The sequence below is a fragment of the Bacillus sp. V3-13 genome, from assembly GCF_002860165.1.
Taxonomy (GTDB): domain Bacteria; phylum Bacillota; class Bacilli; order Bacillales; family Cytobacillaceae; genus Bacillus_BJ.
This window is the reverse complement of record NZ_PGUZ01000022.1, coordinates 1-19,574: the sequence shown is the minus strand read 5'-3', so window position 1 is coordinate 19,574 and position 19,574 is coordinate 1. Positions and strand designations below refer to the sequence as shown.

The 19,574-nt window shown below is 45.1% G+C and carries 14 protein-coding genes, 1 pseudogene and 1 riboswitch; of the genes and pseudogenes, 14 read left to right on the top strand and 1 reads right to left on the bottom strand.

Annotated features, from left to right (window positions below; all coding sequences use genetic code 11):
* The first annotated feature begins 20 nt into the window (after positions 1-20).
* From CU633_RS08705 to CU633_RS08680, 5 genes are all read left to right on the top strand, one after another.
* A complete protein-coding gene (locus CU633_RS08705; RefSeq protein ID WP_101659477.1) occupies positions 21-782 on the top strand; it encodes a hypothetical protein in 762 nt (253 codons plus the stop codon).
* Between the two features lie 55 nt (positions 783-837).
* Entirely contained in the window at positions 838-1,767 is a 930-nt protein-coding gene (locus CU633_RS08700) for an FTR1 family iron permease (RefSeq protein WP_101659476.1), read from the top strand.
* An 84-nt stretch (positions 1,768-1,851) separates the two neighbouring features.
* Complete coding sequence (locus tag CU633_RS08695) at positions 1,852-3,357, top strand: hypothetical protein (protein ID WP_101659475.1); 1,506 nt, start codon at positions 1,852-1,854, stop codon at positions 3,355-3,357.
* Positions 3,350-5,122: an excinuclease ABC subunit UvrC gene (gene uvrC, locus CU633_RS08690; protein ID WP_219620952.1), complete on the top strand. Its 1,773-nt coding sequence runs from the start codon at positions 3,350-3,352 to the stop codon at positions 5,120-5,122. The genes CU633_RS08695 and uvrC overlap by 8 nt, the downstream gene beginning before the upstream one ends.
* 70 nt (positions 5,123-5,192) lie before the next feature.
* Positions 5,193-5,368: riboswitch (Lysine riboswitch) on the top strand.
* Between the two features lie 231 nt (positions 5,369-5,599).
* Complete coding sequence (locus tag CU633_RS08680; RefSeq protein WP_101659472.1) at positions 5,600-6,829, top strand: aspartate kinase; 1,230 nt, start codon at positions 5,600-5,602, stop codon at positions 6,827-6,829.
* 94 nt (positions 6,830-6,923) lie between these two features.
* On the opposite strand, the gene CU633_RS08675 is transcribed toward CU633_RS08680, so the two are convergent.
* Positions 6,924-7,376, bottom strand: a complete 453-nt coding sequence (locus CU633_RS08675; RefSeq protein ID WP_101659470.1) for a YslB family protein — start codon at positions 7,374-7,376, stop codon at positions 6,924-6,926.
* Positions 7,377-7,825: 449 nt separating this feature from the next.
* On the opposite strand from CU633_RS08675, the gene CU633_RS08670 reads away from it, so the two are divergent.
* The 9 genes and pseudogenes from CU633_RS08670 to racE all read left to right on the top strand — a co-directional run bounded on the left by CU633_RS08670 (position 7,826) and on the right by racE (position 19,233).
* Complete coding sequence (locus CU633_RS08670) at positions 7,826-8,434, top strand: succinate dehydrogenase cytochrome b558 subunit (RefSeq protein WP_101659468.1); 609 nt, start codon at positions 7,826-7,828, stop codon at positions 8,432-8,434.
* Positions 8,435-8,492: 58 nt separating this feature from the next.
* Complete coding sequence (gene sdhA / locus CU633_RS08665) at positions 8,493-10,250, top strand: succinate dehydrogenase flavoprotein subunit (RefSeq protein WP_101659466.1); 1,758 nt, start codon at positions 8,493-8,495, stop codon at positions 10,248-10,250.
* Positions 10,251-10,256: 6 nt separating this feature from the next.
* Positions 10,257-11,018, top strand: a complete 762-nt coding sequence (gene sdhB, locus CU633_RS08660) for a succinate dehydrogenase iron-sulfur subunit (protein WP_101659463.1) — start codon at positions 10,257-10,259, stop codon at positions 11,016-11,018.
* 204 nt (positions 11,019-11,222) lie between these two features.
* A pseudogene (locus CU633_RS23545) lies at positions 11,223-13,325 on the top strand (alpha-amylase family glycosyl hydrolase); the annotation flags it as partial.
* A 609-nt stretch (positions 13,326-13,934) separates the two neighbouring features.
* Positions 13,935-16,826, top strand: coding sequence for a type I pullulanase (gene pulA / locus CU633_RS08655; protein WP_257958580.1), 2,892 nt, complete (start codon positions 13,935-13,937; stop codon positions 16,824-16,826).
* 128 nt (positions 16,827-16,954) lie between these two features.
* Positions 16,955-17,419 carry an acyl-CoA thioesterase gene (locus CU633_RS08650; RefSeq protein WP_101659461.1) on the top strand — a complete coding sequence of 155 codons (465 nt, stop codon included), beginning with the start codon at positions 16,955-16,957 and terminating at the stop codon, positions 17,417-17,419.
* A gap of 145 nt (positions 17,420-17,564) precedes the next feature.
* Positions 17,565-17,789, top strand: a complete 225-nt coding sequence (gene gerE / locus CU633_RS08645; RefSeq protein WP_009796032.1) for a spore germination transcription factor GerE — start codon at positions 17,565-17,567, stop codon at positions 17,787-17,789.
* A 156-nt stretch (positions 17,790-17,945) separates the two neighbouring features.
* Positions 17,946-18,425, top strand: coding sequence for a MarR family winged helix-turn-helix transcriptional regulator (locus CU633_RS08640; protein WP_101659459.1), 480 nt, complete (start codon positions 17,946-17,948; stop codon positions 18,423-18,425).
* 10 nt (positions 18,426-18,435) lie between these two features.
* Complete coding sequence (gene racE, locus CU633_RS08635; protein WP_101659457.1) at positions 18,436-19,233, top strand: glutamate racemase; 798 nt, start codon at positions 18,436-18,438, stop codon at positions 19,231-19,233.
* The last annotated feature ends 341 nt before the right edge of the window (positions 19,234-19,574 follow it).

Below are 19,574 nucleotides of genomic sequence, written 5' to 3'. Positions count from 1 at the left end.
TGATAATGGAGGGAAACACAATGAAAAAATATCTATTTTTATGTTTCACCGCTATATTCGTTTATGCAAGCATCGGGGTTAATCAGGCATTTGCCTATTCATACGGCGATCCGAATGAAGAAAAACTCGCGGAAGTTTACAAGGAAATGATGATTAAATTAGACGAATCCCCTCCAAATTTTGCTTCGGCCAAATCCCTTTATGAAACGGTAAAAGAGGAAGTTGATATGCACATGGGCCCCGAGCCTTCCGAAGTGATTCTAAACGACATAGAAGAGGAAGACAAAGAAGGCGTAACGGAAAACATGGAGAAGCTGCTCGTCTTAAATATTGCAAGGCGGCTTGAGAGCATTGAGCAAAATTTTAATGAATATGACACAAGCAAGAAACTGCTCGCAAAGGGTTTTGCTACATATGAAGCGTTATCACCTAAAATTGAAGCGGAAAATCCGGAAACCGATAAAAAGCTTAGAGCTGAATTTGATGCTGCTTTGAACGCTCTCGGGAACCCGGGATTGTTCGGAGTCGGCAAAAAGGAATCAGATATTGAAGCCTTTAAATCGAGCAAGGAAACGATTTTATCAACACTGCAGGAAGAGTACAATATCGCAAGTCTCGAAGTGGGGCATTTTACGGAAAGTGAAAACGACACTGAAACGGCTTCGGGCAAAAAGGATTGGACCGATCTGTCCAGCTTGCGAAATTGGATTCCGCTCGTCTTGATTGTAGCAATCATTGTTGGTGTAGCAGCTTTTACGCTGAGAAAAAGAAGATTGAAATAATCCGGCATTGAAGCCGGGCCAAAAATGGAAAACATCTTGGGAAGGGGAAAGCATAGTGGAAATCCAGGCGCTGTTGATCACGTTCCGCGAAGTTTTTGAAGCATTGTTGATCGTGGGAATTATTACGACTTACCTGAAAAGAATGGATAACGGCAAATACACCAAGTTTGTCTGGCTTGGAGCCGGGCTTGCCGTGATTGCGAGCGTTGGTGTAGCTATGTTATTCCAGGTTGTCTTTACCGGTTTTGCGGCAATGGGAAGTGAAATGTACTTAAAAGTCGGCATTATGATCGTTTCGACAATCCTGCTAACGCAAATGGTGTTCTGGATGGCAAAGCACAGCCGGGATTTAAAAGGGGAAATGGAAGGCAAGATCGACCGGTTTATATCTGCCGGAAATATTGTTGGCATGGTCATTCACTCCTTTCTTGTTGTATTGCGCGAAGGCGTTGAGACCGTCTTTTTCTTTGCTGCTATTACCGGCGGAAACATTGGGGCCGCCATGCAGGGCTGGGGAGCGATCACCGGAGCGGTATTGGCAGCGGTCGTCGCCTATATATTCTTTAAAGGTACAATGCGCATTCCGCTTAAAACCTTTTTTAGAGTGACCGGGGCGTTTATTATTTTGATCTCGGCGGGATTGCTTGTCCAGGCGATTTCGATGATGCAGGATTTAGACATGATCGGAAGCGTCATTCCCCATCTGTACGATATTACCTGGTTTTTACCAGAGCATCCGATTGATTACAGCCACTATCTTCGCGATCATGGAACAGCACCATTGCTGTCAGGCGAAATTGGCATTTTCCTGAAAGCATTGTTTGGCTATTCTTCGATGCCGTCAATTGAAGAAGTGATTGCCTACTTCGGCTACTTCGCAGCGATATACCTTTTGACCTCTTCCCGGAAAAGCCGTCGATCGGAACAAAAGGCACGGACGGAAGAAAATCCGGTCATGGACAGGTTGGAGGCCCAGGCGAAATAAAAGGATTTTTTTCAGTGCAAAAAGTACAAGGTAATCCGCCTTGTACTTTTTGCATTGAAGATATTGTGTAAAGATGGTGATGATTTGCAAAGGATTCGTAATCTGGCCGGGCGCCATTTCTTCTCTCCGGCTTTCCTGTACTTGTTCAGCCTGATTTCTATCATTACAGTCATTGCGGTTCAGCTTGTTTATCCCAATCCGTTTGCGTCGACATGGGATCAGGTAGATTTCACGCTTGGATTGCAAAGATACGATATAATGGCTATGCAGCCCCATTTTCCGGGCTATCCCTATTTTATTTTAGGGGGGAAGCTTGTCCACTTGTTCGTCGAAAATCCGGCCCAGGCATTGACTCTTTTTAATATTCTTTGTTACGTGAGTTCCCTGTACCCAATCTACAAATTAGCAAGAGTCCATCTGGCCAGGGAAATTTCCGCGTTGATGACTGCCGTGTTATATACTGCAAGCTATTGTCTTGTAATGGTAAACCAGCCGATCTCGGAAGGTGCTGCTCTTGCGTTTATATGGTGGTATTTATGGAGCCTGCAAGTCGCTTTGATCAGAAAGCGGATATTGTTTATGATCCTGCCGCTTTTTTTGTTAAGCATCATGTTGGGGATTCGCTTATCTTATCTGCCATTTTCAATCGGTGCCATTTATCTTTTTTATATAAAAAGGAGAACGAACCAGCTTTCGCTCAGGCAAATCTTTGGTCTATCAGCAGTGGCGGTCATTTTCCAGCTCGTATGGGTAATCGCAATTATTGTCTCGGAAGGTGGTTTGCCCGGGTTCATTAAACTGTCGCTTAGCTTTACTAGCGGACATTTTCAGAGCTGGGGCGGCGCCGTGGCACCTGGAAGTGAATCGGTTGCCGCCAGGGCCGGGCAGCTCGTTATCGATAATTTCTTTTGGACGGGAATTTCGGCTCAATCCGTGTTATTGGGCTGTTTGTATGGATTGCTTTTTTTGTTATTTTTGTATGGATTCAGGCCGAAAATTTTTATGCAAAGCCGATTTTTAAGGCTTCCGGCCTTATTGTTCTTTGTTTACTTTATCTGGGCGCTGCTGGCGCAAAATATAGATAAACCAAGGCATATTCTCCCATTAACGGTTTTATTCCTTTTTGTTATACTGGTTTTTATGCTATCTCGCCGGAAACACCCGCTTATAACCGGGATTTTAGTTATTATTTTAGCGGCGCAGGTTGTGCAATCAGCAAGGCTTGTGAAAGAGCAGGCAACCAATGCGCCGGCGGTCCTGCAAATGGCCGGCTATCTTGAACAAAGCAACCGGAAAATAGTCGTTTATACATGGGAGGAAACAAGGGTATTAAAATACCTGGATGCTTCATTTCCCCATAAGCGGCTTGAAACTTTTCAAGTATTCCAACATGATTCCGCGGTTTATTCTGACCGGAATATTTTACTGACAGATAAGGTTGTGAAGGGATTTCATGCCCAGGGAATAAACCTGGATGGAAAGCTTGAAAAAATCGCAGAATTCAATTCAAATGAGCTATTTGATCCGGTTTATTCCGACATCACTTTATATAAATGGAAAAGCAACGAAGGAGGTGGACAGAATGAATGAAATGATCAAAAATAAACTGATGCTTCTTCCCGACCAGCCCGGATGTTATTTGATGAAAGACCGGCAGGGGACGATTATTTATGTCGGAAAAGCGAAGGTTTTAAAAAACAGGATTCGTTCCTACTTTACCGGTTCGCATGACGGAAAAACGTTCAGGCTTGTAAACGAAATTGAAGACTTCGAATATATTGTGACTTCTTCGGATATTGAAGCTTTGATTCTTGAATTGAACTTAATCAAGAAATACGATCCAAAGTATAATGTGATGCTGAAGGATGACAAAAGCTACCCCTTTATCAAGCTCACCGCCGAACGCCATCCGCGGCTGATCATTACGAGAAACGTAAAAAAGGACAAAGGGAAGTACTTTGGCCCGTACGCGAACGTTCAGGCAGCGAACGAAACGAAAAAGCTGCTTGACAGAATCTATCCACTCCGCAAATGTTCGACAATGCCGGACCGGGTTTGCCTGTACTATCACCTCGGGCAGTGTTTGGCACCATGTGTGAAGCCGGTTGGCGAAGAGGAATATAAAAATATCACCGATGAAATCATCCGTTTTTTGAACGGCGGTTATAAAGAAATCAAAGCGGAATTATCGGAGAAAATGGCTGCCGCAGCTGAAGAGCTTGATTTTGAAAGGGCGAAGGAATACCGCGACAAGATCGCCCATATCGAAGCAACGATGGAAAAGCAAAAAATGACGACGACCGACTTCACCGACAGAGATGTGTTTGGCTATGCAGTCGATAAAGGCTGGATGTGTGTCCAGGTTTTCTTTGTCAGGCAGGGCAAGTTAATCGAACGGGATGTTTCGCTGTTTCCGGTTTATAATGAGCCGGAAGAAGAACTGCTCACCTTTTTGGGGCAGTTTTACGAAAAAGCGAACCATTTTAAACCGAAGGAAATATTAGTGCCGGATTCGATTAATACACAAATGGCGGAGGAGCTCCTTCAAGTGAAGGTCTTAAAGCCGCAGCGCGGACAAAAAAAGGAGCTTGTTAAGCTTGCCATGAAAAATGCGGAAATCGCCCTTGCGGAAAAATTTTCGCTGATCGAACGCGATGAGGAAAGAACGATTAAAGCGGTCGAAAATCTCGGCGCAGCGCTGGGCATCTATACACCGCACCGGATTGAGGCTTTTGATAATTCGAATATCCAGGGAACAAACCCGGTATCGGCACTCGTCGTTTTTATTGATGGAAAGGCAGAAAAGAAAGAATACCGCAAGTATAAAATAAAAACAGTCCAAGGGCCTGATGACTATGAATCAATGCGCGAAGTAGCCTGGAGACGGTATTCAAGGGTGTTGAAGGAAGGCCTCCCATTGCCCGATTTGATTATTATTGACGGAGGCAAAGGCCATATTGAAGCCGTCAGGGATGTGCTGGAGAATGAGCTCGGCCTTGATATTCCGATTTCCGGCCTTGTGAAGGATGACAAACACCGGACTTCCCAGCTCCTGTTCGGAACTCCGCTTCAGGTCATTTCGCTTGAGCGGAACAGCCAGGAATTTTATTTGCTGCAGCGCATTCAGGACGAGGTCCATCGCTTTGCGATCACCTTTCATCGCCAAATTCGCGGTAAAGGGCTTTTTCAATCTTTGCTTGATGACATTCCGGGAATTGGTGAGAAGCGGAAAAAAGGCTTGCTGAAGCATTTTGGATCTGTGAAAAAAATGCGGGAGGCTTCGCTGGAAGAACTGGTGGCTGCCGGGCTTCCCGCGAATGTAGCAGCAGATTTGTTCGAAAAATTACAGCAATGACATTGTCAGCTTTTTGAACCCGTGCTATAATAAAGCAAACTTTGATATTAACATCACTTTAGAGCGTTAAAGTGAAGGTAGAGGTGCAAATTTCATCAGTAAAAGCTTGGAGAAGGGTGAGCTTCTGTGAAAAGCTTTGAAAGGGGAATTTGCCGAAGTGAAGAAATGCTCATTCGTTTCTTTGCTGGTCCTGAATTGAAAAAATGCAGGATTGTCAAGACATCGTCTTGGAGAGCTATCTCACTGTGCATGCGTACTTTTAAGGAAACAAGCCTGAAGCTGCTTGTCCCTATTATTGTTTACGTCCGTCACAGCAATGGGATAGTTATCTCATTGCTTTTTTTGTTGCCGGTTTTGCACCGGAAAATGCGGAATCACGAATTCAAAGGTGCTGGACAGGCTTTTAAAAAAAGCGTGAAAGACCCGGAATACAGACCGGATAACAGCTATAGGAATTAACAGAAAGAAGGGGAAACAGTGGGTTTAATTGTTCAAAAATTTGGGGGAACCTCCGTCGGCAGCGTCGAACGGATTCTGAATGCAGCAGAACGGGTGATCGAAGAAAAACAAAGGGGAAATGATGTTGTTGTCGTTGTTTCGGCGATGGGAAAAACGACTGATGAACTTGTCGGTCTTGCCAAACAAATTTCCGCACAGCCGAACAAACGTGAAATGGATATGCTTCTGACAACCGGGGAGCAGGTCACGATTTCCCTGTTATCAATGGCTTTGAATAAAAAGGGCCATGATGCCGTGTCCTTTACGGGCTGGCAGGCGGGAATTGCCACAGAGCCAATTCATGGAAATGCGCGAATCCTTGATATCAAAAAGGAAAGGATTCAGGAGCAGCTTAACAACGGGAAAATTGTCATTGTCGCCGGATTTCAAGGGGTAACAGAAGAAGGCGAAATCACCACTCTTGGAAGGGGCGGATCCGATACGACCGCTGTCGCCCTGGCGGCTGCATTGAATGCCGATAAATGCGATATTTACACGGATGTAACAGGCGTGTTCACAACAGATCCACGCTATGTAAAGGAGGCCCGCAAGCTTTTTTCCGTCTCCTATGATGAAATGCTTGAGCTTGCTAATCTGGGTGCGGGCGTGCTTCATCCGCGTGCGGTTGAATTTGCGAAAAATTACCATGTGCCGCTGGAAGTACGGTCCAGCATTGAACGTGAAGCAGGAACAATCATCGAGGAGGAAGTATCAATGGAACAAAATTTAATTGTACGCGGGGTGGCGTTTGAAGATGAAATTACGAGAATGACGGTGTTTGGGCTGTCTAATTCTTTGACAAGCCTGGCAACCATTTTTTCAACACTGGCGAAACACAGGATAAACGTGGATATTATTATCCAGAGCACGACGTCAGCCGATACCACCAACCTGTCATTTTCGATTAAAAGTGAAGATTTTCAGGAAGCTTTGCAGGTGCTTGCAGATAACAAGGGCGTGCTGAATTATGAACGAATCGAATCAGAAGCTGGCCTGGCGAAGGTTTCAATTGTCGGTTCAGGCATGATTTCAAACCCGGGTGTCGCAGCCGAGATGTTCGAGGTGCTCGCAGCGAGCGGCATTCAAATTAAAATGGTCAGTACGTCAGAAATAAAAGTTTCAGCAGTAGTAGAGGAACAGCAAATGCTGAAGGCGACTGAAGCGTTGCACAAGGCATTTGAGCTTTCAGGAACCAAGGTCCAGCTGTAAGCGCCCCATCAACAATAAAAAAGCTTTCAAAGGGCAGGTACCTTTGAAAGCTTTCTTTTACAGGCGGGACAGCAATAACTAACTGATTTGATTTTTATCTATCAACAGAATCCTTGATATCCCATTTAACGGTAAAATGGACTTTTGCCCCTTTTTTGCGCGGATGTTCAAACGCTTCTGCAACGGCGTTCTTTTGCATCTCAATCTGCTCGGCGAGAAAGCCGGCTTCGAGCTGGAAATGGCCGCTTTCTTTCGATTTCGGTTTTCTTAAAATCCGCCCGTTGTACAATTCTGCATCCAATTCATGCTTTGTCTCTTTTTCAATCGTAAGGATGCCCCAACCAGCCTGTTTAAAAAAGGCGGCGATTTCTGCAAAATTGTTTAACGGGTATTTACGGGCTAAACGCTTGCCCGCCCAGTATAAAATTTCTGGTCCATCGTTGCCAAGCAGTTCCGTTAGCAGAGTTTCCCTGATCAGTTCGTAGCCAAATTCAGTTACAGTTGGAAGTTCTTCTTCCGTTTGTTCTGTTGCTGAAATAATACTCAATGCGCTTCCCCTCTTTCTATAAATATATTATATACAATTCCGGCTGAAAGTAAGCTAAATTTTATGGAAAGAGACCGGGCGATGAACAAGAAAATATTGTTATTTTAATATATTCGTTACCATACCTCCAAACAAAAAATTGCAAACTTCCAAAAAAATATTTTGTATGTTACGATCTTGTTTTTTATGCCATTTAACCGATTTTTTTGTTGCTGCATCACGTGTTGCCAAGCTGATTTTGGCTGTTCTGGAATAATATCAATATATTTTAAAAATTTTATTTATATAGACATTTTTGTGTATCCGTTTTCTTGACGCTCTATGTTGATGAGAGTAAAATGAACATGTCACATAATTGTAAAAAATTGATTTTGATAGGTTGCAGTCCGGCAGAAGGGGATTGTCGAAAAACCTGAGCGTCAGTTTTTAAAAAATAGGGGGGTAAGTTCATGGCAGGCAGTCGGGAGTTTGTTTACCGGAGATTGCATTCGTTGCTGGGAGTCATTCCGGTCGGGTTATTCCTAATCCAGCACTTGACAGTGAATCATTTTGCGACCGGGGGAGAAGAGTCCTTCAATAACGCAGCACATTTTATGGAAAGTCTACCATTCAGGATTTTCCTTGAAGTCTTTTTAATTTATTTGCCGTTATTGTTTCATGCAATTTATGGACTTTATATTGCTTTTACTGCAAAAAACAATGTCAGCAGTTTTGGTTATTTCCGCAACTGGATGTTTATGCTCCAGCGCGTTTCAGGTGTGATTACGCTTATTTTCGTTGCGTGGCATGTCTGGGAAACACGTGTGGCGGCGGCCTTCGGGGCAGAAGTTAATTATGAGATGATGGAGAATATTCTCGCGAATCCATTTATGTTCTGGTTTTACATAGTCGGAGTGATTTCGACTGTATTCCATTTTGCTAACGGTCTCTGGTCATTCTTTGTTAGCTGGGGAATTACCGTAAGCCCGCGTTCGCAAAGAATTTCCACGTATGTAACGCTTGGAGTGTTCATTGCGCTTTCTATTATTGGAATTCGCGCGCTGACCGCCTTTGTTTAAACAAAAGCAAGAACGATAGATTAATATGGACGGACTACTGATTGGGGAGTGAGTCACGATGAGTAAAGGGAAAGTGATCATAGTCGGCGGCGGTTTAGCCGGCTTAATGGCAACCATTAAGGTTGCGGAAGCGGGGACGCCGGTAGAATTATTTTCATTAGTGCCGGTGAAGCGTTCCCACTCTGTATGTGCCCAGGGCGGCATCAATGGGGCAGTTAATACGAAAGGGGAAGGTGACTCCCCTTGGGAGCACTTCGACGATACTGTATACGGGGGAGACTTCCTTGCTAATCAGCCTCCTGTCAAGGCGATGACCGAGGCGGCACCGGGAATTATCCACCTATTGGACCGGATGGGTGTTATGTTTAACCGGACACCTGAAGGACTGCTTGACTTCCGCCGCTTTGGCGGAACACAGCATCACCGCACAGCTTTTGCCGGTGCAACAACAGGACAGCAGCTGCTGTATGCGTTGGACGAGCAGGTGCGCCGCTACGAGGTGTCAGGTCTCGTGACCAAGTATGAAGGCTGGGAGTTTTTGGGGGCTGTTCTTGACGATGATCAAGTTTGCCGCGGTATAGTTGCCCAAAACTTAACCTCCATGGAAATTAAATCTTTTCCTGGAGATGCTGTCATTTTAGCGACAGGCGGACCGGGGATTATCTTTGGCAAATCAACGAATTCTGTTATCAACACAGGTTCTGCGGCTTCGATCGTGTACCAGCAAGGCGCCTATTACGCGAACGGTGAATTTATTCAAATCCACCCGACGGCAATCCCGGGTGATGATAAGCTGCGCCTGATGAGTGAATCTGCCCGCGGTGAAGGCGGACGCGTCTGGACATATAAAGACGGAAAACCGTGGTATTTCCTTGAAGAAAAATACCCTGCATACGGAAACCTTGTGCCGCGTGATATCGCAACAAGGGAAATCTTCCATGTCTGTGTCGATCTCAAGCTTGGGATCAACGGCGAGAACATGGTTTACCTTGACCTTTCCCATAAAGATCCGAAAGAGCTTGATATAAAGCTGGGCGGAATTATTGAAATCTATGAAAAATTCATGGGTGATGATCCGCGCAAGGTTCCGATGAAAATCTTCCCTGCGGTTCATTATTCAATGGGCGGTTTATGGGTCGATTACGATCAAATGACCAATATTCCCGGCTTATTTGCTGCCGGTGAATGTGATTATTCACAGCACGGTGCCAACCGCCTCGGTGCAAACTCGCTATTATCCGCAATATACGGGGGAATGGTTGCCGGACCTAATGCAATTCGTTATATAAGCGGCCTTGAAAAGAGCGTTGATTCGATCTCGTCTGCCCTTTTTGATGGCTATGTCCAGCAAGAGCAAGAGAAATGGAACCAGATTATGTCCTTAAACGGAACTGAAAATGCTTATGTTCTTCATAAGGAGCTCGGCGAGTGGATGACGGATAACGTCACGGTTGTCCGCCACAATGACAAGCTATTAAAAACCGATGAGAAAATCGTTGAACTGCTCGAAAGATACGAAAATATCAATATTAATGATACGGCGAAGTGGAGCAACCAGGGTGCGGTGTTTACACGCCAGCTTCAAAATATGCTGCAGCTTGCCCGCGTCATCACGATCGGTGCCTATAACCGTAATGAAAGCCGCGGTGCCCATTATAAACCGGAATTCCCCGAGCGAAACGATGAGGAGTTCCTGAAAACAACGATGGCGAAGTTTGTGGATGCAAAATCTGCACCGGCCTTCCATTATGAAGATGTCGATACATCTTTAATCGCGCCGCGCAAGCGCGATTATTCGAAGAAGAAAGGGGAGTAACAAGGTATGTCAGAGAAAAGAACAGTCCGATTTGAAATAACACGCCAGGATAGCCCTGATCAAGCCCCTTACCAGGAGACTTTTGAACTTGAATACCGCCCTAATATGAACGTGATTTCGGCATTGATGGAAATCCGCCGAAACCCTGTTAATGTTAAAGGGGAGAAAACGACCCCGGTTACATGGGATATGAACTGTTTGGAAGAAGTGTGCGGAGCCTGTTCGATGGTGATTAACGGAAAACCGCGCCAATCATGTACAGCTCTGGTTGACCAGCTTGAACAGCCGATCCGCCTTGAGCCGATGCGGACATTCCCGGTTGTCCGCGACCTCCAGGTTGACCGGAGCCGCATGTTTGATTCTCTGAAAAAAGTAAAAGCGTGGATTCCAATCGATGGAACCTACGATTTAGGACCAGGCCCGCGCATGCCTGAGAAAAAACGGCAATGGGCATACGAGCTTTCTAAATGTATGACTTGCGGCGTTTGTTTGGAAGCATGCCCGAACGTCAACAGCAAATCTAATTTTATTGGTCCCGCACCATTGTCGCAGGTTCGCTTGTTCAATGCGCACCCAACCGGTGAAATGAACAAATCTGAACGCCTCGAAGCGATTATGGGAGACGGCGGGCTGGCCAACTGCGGTAACTCACAAAACTGCGTCCAATCATGTCCGAAGGGAATTCCTTTGACTACTTCCATTGCCGCCTTGAATCGCGATACATCGATTCAAGCATTCCGAAGCTTCTTTGGAAGCGACCAGGTATAATCTGAGTTAAAACAACCTCACTTCATGTTTTGAAGAGAGGTTGTTTTTTTGCTTTTTTAGATTAAAAAGAGGTAATTGGACCTAATGCCTAAATATTAAGAAAATGATACTCTTTTCATGAAAACGTTTGCATTTATTGCTCTTTATTTGTTGAATTGCGCAAACGCTTTCATAATATGATTATTATTTTAAAGGAGGCTGTGTATGCAGCGGTTTTTTTCGACTTTTTTGGCGTGTATCCTTTTCTTTTCTACTTTTGTGGTACCGTTTGCACAACAATCGCATGCGCAGACAAAGGCTTATGAAACAGTAGTCTTACGTGGAAACGCAGACGCACTGGACTGGAGTTCTGATGCAAACCCGCTTACATATGATGCAGCAGAGGGGGTATGGAAAAGTGCACCCGTCAGTTTACCGGGAGGCAAGGAAGTAGAATACAAGTTTGTGATGGACGGCAATTGGATGGAGGGAGAAAACCTCCGCTTTACCCCGCCGCAAACCGGAAAATATGTGTTCGTTTTTCATCCTGAACAGGAGAGAAAGGTCGATGTCAGGATCGACTTATCAGAATTTACCGGTTCACTGACTCTTGAGGTAACGCTGCCGCAGGGGACGCCGGAATGGACGGTTCCAACCGTGGGTTCCACACTAAATGATTTTAATTACACGGTCACTTCGCTAACAAAGAAAGAAGACGGAAAATGGTTAATTGAGCTTGCTGGCAATGAGGGCGAATCAATCGAATATCTCTATTCTCTTGGAGATGCAAAATATATTGAAAATCGGACGGAGAGACGCCAGGCGACTTTTGTTAACGGCGGCAAAGTATATGCGGATGAAGTGACGGCTTGGAAGGCCGTTCCTGTTGCAAAGAATGTTACTCATAATTTTGCATTTAGCCCTGATATCCCGACGAGTGAGGATGATGTAACAGCGACTGTTACCGTTCAGCACTATGGGAATGTCACAGAAGGTGCGCTTTATTTTACCACGGATGGCTCACGGCCCGCTGGCTCCAGGGGCACTGCAGCCAATGGCCATGCCGTGAAACTGGTAAAAGATACAGAAAGCACGGCCAATGGCCTGAAGACAACCGTTTTCAAGGGCGTGATCCTGAAACAACCTGAAAACACACCAGTAAAATATATTGCCGATGTTTGGTCAACAGAAGGCATTTCTTCACAGTTTGCTGATACAAACAGCCTAAACTCTGGGGATGCTTCCGAGTTTGCTTATTATGTAGATGAGTTTGCGTCGCCGGATTGGGCAAAGAATGCCGTCATCTATCATGTTTTTGTCGACCGCTTCAGCAATGGAGATACATCAAACGATGACAAGGACAACGCTTCCCTTCCATACGATGAAAGGCTTAAAGGCTGGATGGGCAGAGATCTTCAGGGCGTTCTCGATAAAATGGATTACATTGCCGATCTAGGTGTAAATACGATTTGGATTTCACCTGTATTTGAAGGGCCGTATTCGCATGGATACCACCCGGCAGATTTCAAGGCAATTGAAGATCGCTTTGGCAATGCAGAACTGATGAAGGAAGTGATTGACGCTGCCCATGCAAGAGATATAAAGGTTGTTTACGATTTTGTTGCGAACCATACATCGGTTAAGCACCCATTCTTTCAGGATGCACTGGAAAAAGGAAAGGGCAGTGCTTATTACGATTGGTACACGTTTACGGACTGGCCTACAAAGTATGAAGCGTTTTCCGGAATAGCGGAGCTTCCTGAATATAATAACGACAATGCCAATGCAAGAGACTATATGATCAATGATGTAGTGCCATACTGGCTGACAGAGCTTGGCTTTGACGGCTTCCGTCTCGATTATGCGAAGGGTCCGAGCTACAGTTTTTGGGTCGATTTCCGCCATAAAGTAAAGGAAATGAATCCGGAAGCCTTCATTTACGGGGAGATTTGGGACAGCCGCGAAAAGATCGATTCCTATGCAGGTGAGCTCGATGGGGCCCTTGATTTCGGCATGAGGGATGCACTCGTCAATGCGTTTGCCAAGGACCAATCCCTAAAGGGACTGGCGGATACCGTTAAGGCCAACCTTGAGACTTATCCAGAAGAATACGTGATGGCTTCATTCCTCGACAGCCATGACCAGCCGCGCTTTCTATTTGAAGCAGGCGGGGATAAAACGAAATTGAAGCTGGCTGCGGCAACTCAATTTACATTGCCTGGTGCTCCCATCATTTATTACGGTGATGAAATTGGATTATCGCAGAGCAAGGATCATAATTCGGTGACGGACTGGAAGGACCGTTACTACCGGGAAATGATGCCGTGGGAGGAAAGCAAGCAGGATCTTGAGCTAAGAGATTTTTATCAAAAGCTTGCCAATCTGCGTACATCTGAAACGGCGTTGAGCACAGGTGAGTACCAGCAGCTGGCGGCCGATCAAAATCTGTTTGCCTATGAACGTTCCGATGATGGGGGACAATTCCTCGTTGTTGTGAACAAAAGCTCTGGCGCCAAAGAAATCGATGTGAACCAGCTTTATAACCAGCTTGAAATAAACGTTGTCACGTTAACGGATGCACTGGGAAATGAAGTTCTCCAAAGTGACGCCAATGGGGATTTGAAATTCGCTGTTGAAGGAAAGTCCTTTGCAATCTATGAAATCAAAGGGCCCCTTCAATACAATGATAAGCCGATCGACCGCAACAAAGTTTATGATAAGGTCGTGCTCAGAGGCTCGGCACCGCTGTCCTGGGATGGTGACAGCAATCCATTAAGCTATGACTCTCAAGAAAAGGTCTGGAAGAGCGAGCCGGTTTCCCTCAACGCAGGCGAAACGGTAGAATTCAAGTTTGTCATGGATGGTGCCTGGCTGGAAGGGCATAACTTAAAATTTACAGCCGATGCAAATGATGATTATGTGTTTGTTTTTGATGCCTTGAATCCAAGGAATATTCATGTGCAGCCTGCCACGAAAAAGATTACTACTAATATAAAAATTCATTATCAGCCGAAGGATGGAGATACGAAAGATTGGAATTTATGGGTATGGCCTGATGGGATGAGCGGCCAGGTTCATGAATTTACGGGTGAAGATGACTTCGGCAAGGTTGCTGACCTTAAAATTGAAGGGGACCATAACCGGATTGGTTTTATCATCCGAACAGACAGCTGGGAGAAAGATGGCGGCGACCGCTTTATTGAAGGGATCTGGGACGGCAATGATGAAGTATGGATCAAATCAGGTGACGATAAGGTCTATACAACCAATCCGGTCGGACCAACTGCTCCAAGACAGTATGATAGTCTTGAAGTGAAATTCAACTATTACCGTTATGATTTGAATTATGATAACTGGGATATCTGGGTGTGGACCGATAAAACGGAGGGCCAGGCGGTAAAGCTCGATCGAACTACATCTTTTGGCAAGCAAGGCACGCTTAAGCTTGATAACCTAAACGGAGCAACAAAAGTCGGCTTTATTGTCCGTAAAGACGACTGGTCGGAAAAAGACATCAGTGAAGACCGCTTTATCACAGACTTTACAGATGGCGGGAAAGCGGAGGTCTGGCTGGCCCAGGGCCAGAAGCGGATTTTTGACCAGCCGGAAAAAGTAGACAGGGAACCGCGGATTGTCAAAGCCACCATTGATGAAATGAACAAAATTACATTTGAAACCAATGTCCCGTTTTCGCTATCTGCTGAAGAACACGCAGGGATTCAGCTCGCCGGGGCGGAAATTGAAAAAGTGGAAGCGGCAAAAGCAGACGCCGGAGACCTGGTGAACAAGGCCGTCATCACGACTAAAACCGAACTCGATTTGACGGCTGTTTACACGATAAGCAAAGCGGGCTTTGGCGAAGCAACGGTACAAATGGGCAAAGTCATCGGCAGCCCGTCATTTGAAGAGCGCTTTTACTACGATGGAAATGACCTTGGCAACCAGTATTCCAGGAAGGAAACAAAGTTCCGGCTGTGGGCACCTACAGCGAGCGAAGCAAAGCTTGTGACCTATGATAAGTGGAACAGCACAGCAGGCGAGGAAATTCCGATGGAAAGAAGCCGGAATGGAACATGGACGGCAAAGCTTAAAGGCGACCGGGAGGGCACTCTGTACACTTATAAAGTTAAAATCGGCGACAATTGGAATGAAGCAGTTGATCCTTATGTCCGTGCAGTCGCGGTCAATGGCGACAAAGGGGCCGTCATTAACCTGGATAAAACCGATCCGAAAAAATGGTCGTCCAAAAAGCCAAAATTTAAGAATCCGGAAGACGCGATTATTTATGAAGCGCATATCCGTGATTTAACGATTCACCCGGAAAGCGGCGTTCCCGATGAGCTGAAGGGCAAATTCCCGGGTGTAGCTGAAGCCAAAACAAAAGGGCCTGACGGGGTAAAGACCGGACTAAATCATATTAAAGATTTAGGGATCACCCATTTGCAATTCATTCCGATGTACGATTACAATACGGCAAGCGTGGATGAAACGAAGCTCGATACACCTCAATATAATTGGGGGTATGATCCTAAAAACTATAATGTTCCAGAAGGATCATATTCAACGAATCCTTACGAACCGGCCGTACGGATTAAAGAAATGAAGCAAATGATTCAAACGCTTCATCAAAACGATATCCGGATTGTGATGGATGTTGTTTACAACCATATGTTCAGTGCATTCGAATCCAATTTTCATAAGCTTGTGCCCGGATACTATTACAGGTATAACGAAGACGGTTCATTGGCAAATGGAACAGGTGTAGGAAATGATACGGCTTCGGAGCATAAAATGATGCGCAAATTTATCATTGATTCTGTAACTTATTGGGCAAAGGAATATAATATTGATGGCTTCCGCTTTGACTTGATGGGAATCCACGATGTAGAGACGATGAATGAAGTCCGAAAAGCGCTTGATAAAATCGATAAATCAATCATCATCATTGGAGAAGGCTGGGATCTCAACACACCGCTCGATCCGGAACAGAAAGCAAACCAAAAGAATGCTTATAAAATGCCGGGAATCGGCCATTTTAACGATGATATCCGCGATGGTTTAAAGGGCAGTGTGTTTGATGAGCGCGACAATGGCTTTGTTAACGGGAAACCTGGCATGGAACAGCGGATGAAAAAGGGAATTGTTGGCGGCATTTCCTACGATGACACGATCAAGACCTTTGCTGCTGATCCGGAACAAACGGTCACTTATGTGGAAGCGCACGACAATCATACTCTTTGGGATAAGCTTGAATTGACAAACCCTGATGACAGCGAAGAAGTACGCAAGCAAATGCATAAGCTGGCCACTTCAACCGTGTTAACTTCACAGGGCGTTTCATTTATCCATGCCGGCCAGGAATTCATGAGAACAAAGGGCGGCGACCATAACAGCTACAAGTCACCGGATTCCGTCAACCAGCTTGACTGGGAGCGGCGCAGTCATTTCGACGAGGAGGTAGAGTATTTTAAGGGACTGGTAGAGCTCAGGAAGAAGCATCCTGCCTTCCGGATGACAACGGCAGAACAAATTAAGAGACATCTTAAGTTTATAGAAGCTCCTGCCAACTCGGTAGCCTATACGCTTGACGGGCACGCAAATAAAGACTTTGCCGAGACGATTGCGGTAGTCCACAATGCCAACCGTTCCAGTGTTGAAGTAAAGCTGCCGGATAGAGGCACTTGGCGACTGGTTGTAAATGAAAAGCAGGCCGGTACGAAAACACTTTCGACCGTAAAAGGAGGAAAGGTGACAGTGTCTCCATTAAGCACATATGTCCTAATACGAGGCAACTTTGAATGGTTTGATTTTTGGAACAGAAGACAATAGCATGTTAAGCGCCGGCCGGATCATTGGCCGGTGTTTTTTCGGTTTCCCAAATAGGTTTTCAAATCGGTGAAAAATCAATATAATATAGAAAATAGAATGAATATTCATTCATTATTCAGGAGGAAGCAATGAAAAAGATAGCCTATATAAAAGAGTGGAGCACATGGGAAAGAGAATTTGAATTTGCTTATCCGCTTAAAGTGCGTTTTTCAGAAACAGATATGTTCGGCCACTTGAACAATACGGTTCCGTTTGTTTATTTTGAGCAGGCAAGGATTGAGTTTTTTAAAAGCAAAGGATTTATGCAGGAATGGGTAAAACCTGGCAATGAGACAATCCCGGTTGTTGCCGATCTGCAATGCGACTTTTTGGAGCAGGTGTTTTTCGACGAGCAATTAGATATTTTTGTGAAAGCAAACTCTATCGGAAATTCCTCAGTCGATCTGCATTACATAGGGAAAAAGAAGAATGGCGCTGTTTGCTTTGTTGGAAGAGGAACAATGGTCCAGATTTCCAGGGAAACGGGGAAAGGCGTTCCATGGTCAGAAGAAGCGAGAGAGCTCCTCGGTTCTCCGCAAAAAATCCAATCGTAAATGATCGGTGTACATTTTTTGATAAAAAGGCTCTCCTTCAAGAGAATGTAGTCACTCCATTTCTTTTGTTTACATATGATATGGTGACTAAATATATACCCATCCCGCGGTTCAAAGCTGGCGAAGGCAAGGAGGGTTACAATACTTGAAGGAGAATGAATATACTCACAAGCCACTACTCACAAAAAGAGAACGAGAAGTATTCGAACTGTTAGTACAAGACAAAACAACAAAAGAGATCGCTGGTGAATTATTTATAAGCGAGAAAACGGTTCGCAATCACATTTCCAATGCCATGCAAAAGCTTGGCGTAAAGGGGCGTTCACAAGCCGTTGTAGAGCTCCTTCGCATGGGAGAGCTAGAACTTTGATTTATGCCGGCATCCTTTTTAAGGAGGCCGGTTACACATTTAAAGGACAATCTTACTTCCCTGCCTTTTATTTCTGTCTTGAAATTTCGGCTGAAAAGGTAGAAAATAAAAGAAACTAAAGAGAACTGTTGATTGTAAGTAGAGGAGTTGTGCCAAATGAAGCTCGAAGGCTTGAATGAAAATGCCGAAACAGATATTGCTGCAGACGAAACAAATATTGTCGCAGATATTGAAAAGGATTTACGTTACATAGCGGGAATCATCAAACAAAAAGGAAGAGAGATTTTAAGCAATTATACGATTACTCCTCCTCAATTCGTTGCCCTGCAATGGTTGTTTGAAGACGGTGATATGACGATCGGGGAGCTTTCCAATAAGATGTATTTAGCTTTCAGCACGACAACCGACCTTGTTGACCGCATGGAAAAGAACAAGCTGGTGATGAGGGTAAAGGATCCAAATGATCGCAGGGTTGTCCGTATTCACCTGTTGGAAGAAGGCAAGCGGGTGATTGACGAAGTGATAAAAAAAAGACAAGCCTACTTGCAGGAAGTACTCCGCAATTTTTCCGGCGAAGAGGTATTGCTTTTAAAAAAGAACTTAACGAAATTACATCAAGATATGCGCGAAGAATGAGGCGAGATTTTTGAAACAACCGATAGGCATCATTGATTCGGGAGTCGGCGGATTGACAGTCGCAAAGGAGGTCATGCGCCAGCTTCCGGCTGAACAGATATTTTACGTGGGTGACACAGCCCGCTGTCCATATGGTCCAAGAACCAGTGAAGAAGTAAAACGTTTTACGTGGGAAATGACACAATTTTTGCTTGGCAAAAATATTAAAATGCTCGTGATCGCTTGTAATACAGCAACTGCCGTTGTCCTTGACGAGATTAGGAACGAGCTTTCGATTCCGGTCATTGGCGTCATTTACCCGGGAGCAAGAACGGCGCTGAAAGTGACAAACAACCACCAGATCGGCGTGATTGGCACTGAAGGAACGATCAAGAGCGGTGCCTACGAAACAGCATTGAAGTCGATCAACAAGCGGGCCGTCGTCAAAAGCCTTGCCTGTCCAAAGTTTGTACCGCTGGTGGAGAGCGGTGAATTTTCCGGCCCTGTTGCCAAAAAAATCGTCGCCGAATCGCTGCAGCCTTTGAAAAATAAAGGTCTCGATACGTTGATTTTAGGCTGTACCCATTATCCCCTTCTTGAAGGATTGATAAAAAATACAATGGGAAGCGGTGTGAAGGTAATCAGCTCAGGTGAAGAAACCGCCCGGGAAGTGAGCACGATTCTTCATCATAACCGCATGTTGAACAGCAGTGACAACGATCCAGAACACCAATTTTTTGTTACAGGCTCAAGAGCGATTTTTACCAAAATTGCTTCGCAATGGCTCAAGAAAAGAATTGGGAATGTAACGATGATCAAGCTTGGTTGACAAAAAGAAATAGATTGTACGGTACCACAGTTTTTTGTGGTATTTTTTTTGAGCTATAGGAAAGTATAAACGTTTCTAAATATAGTTGGGCGTTTCGATGTCCAGCTCCAGCGCCTAGCCAGTTTTCATCCCTGACTTTGCTTCCTTGAGTATCTTGTGATCATCATGGCTTGGTACAAGCGATGATGTTCACAGCTCGAGTCGCTTCGGTCCTGCCAATGAAGTCAAAAAGCGACTTCACTGTCAGGCCCTTCGACGTACAGGACGTACTAGTGCCGACGTTGCCACAGGACGTGGCGCTCTTAGTCGGCCAGCGCTTGTCGGGGCTGACCAAGGCGCTT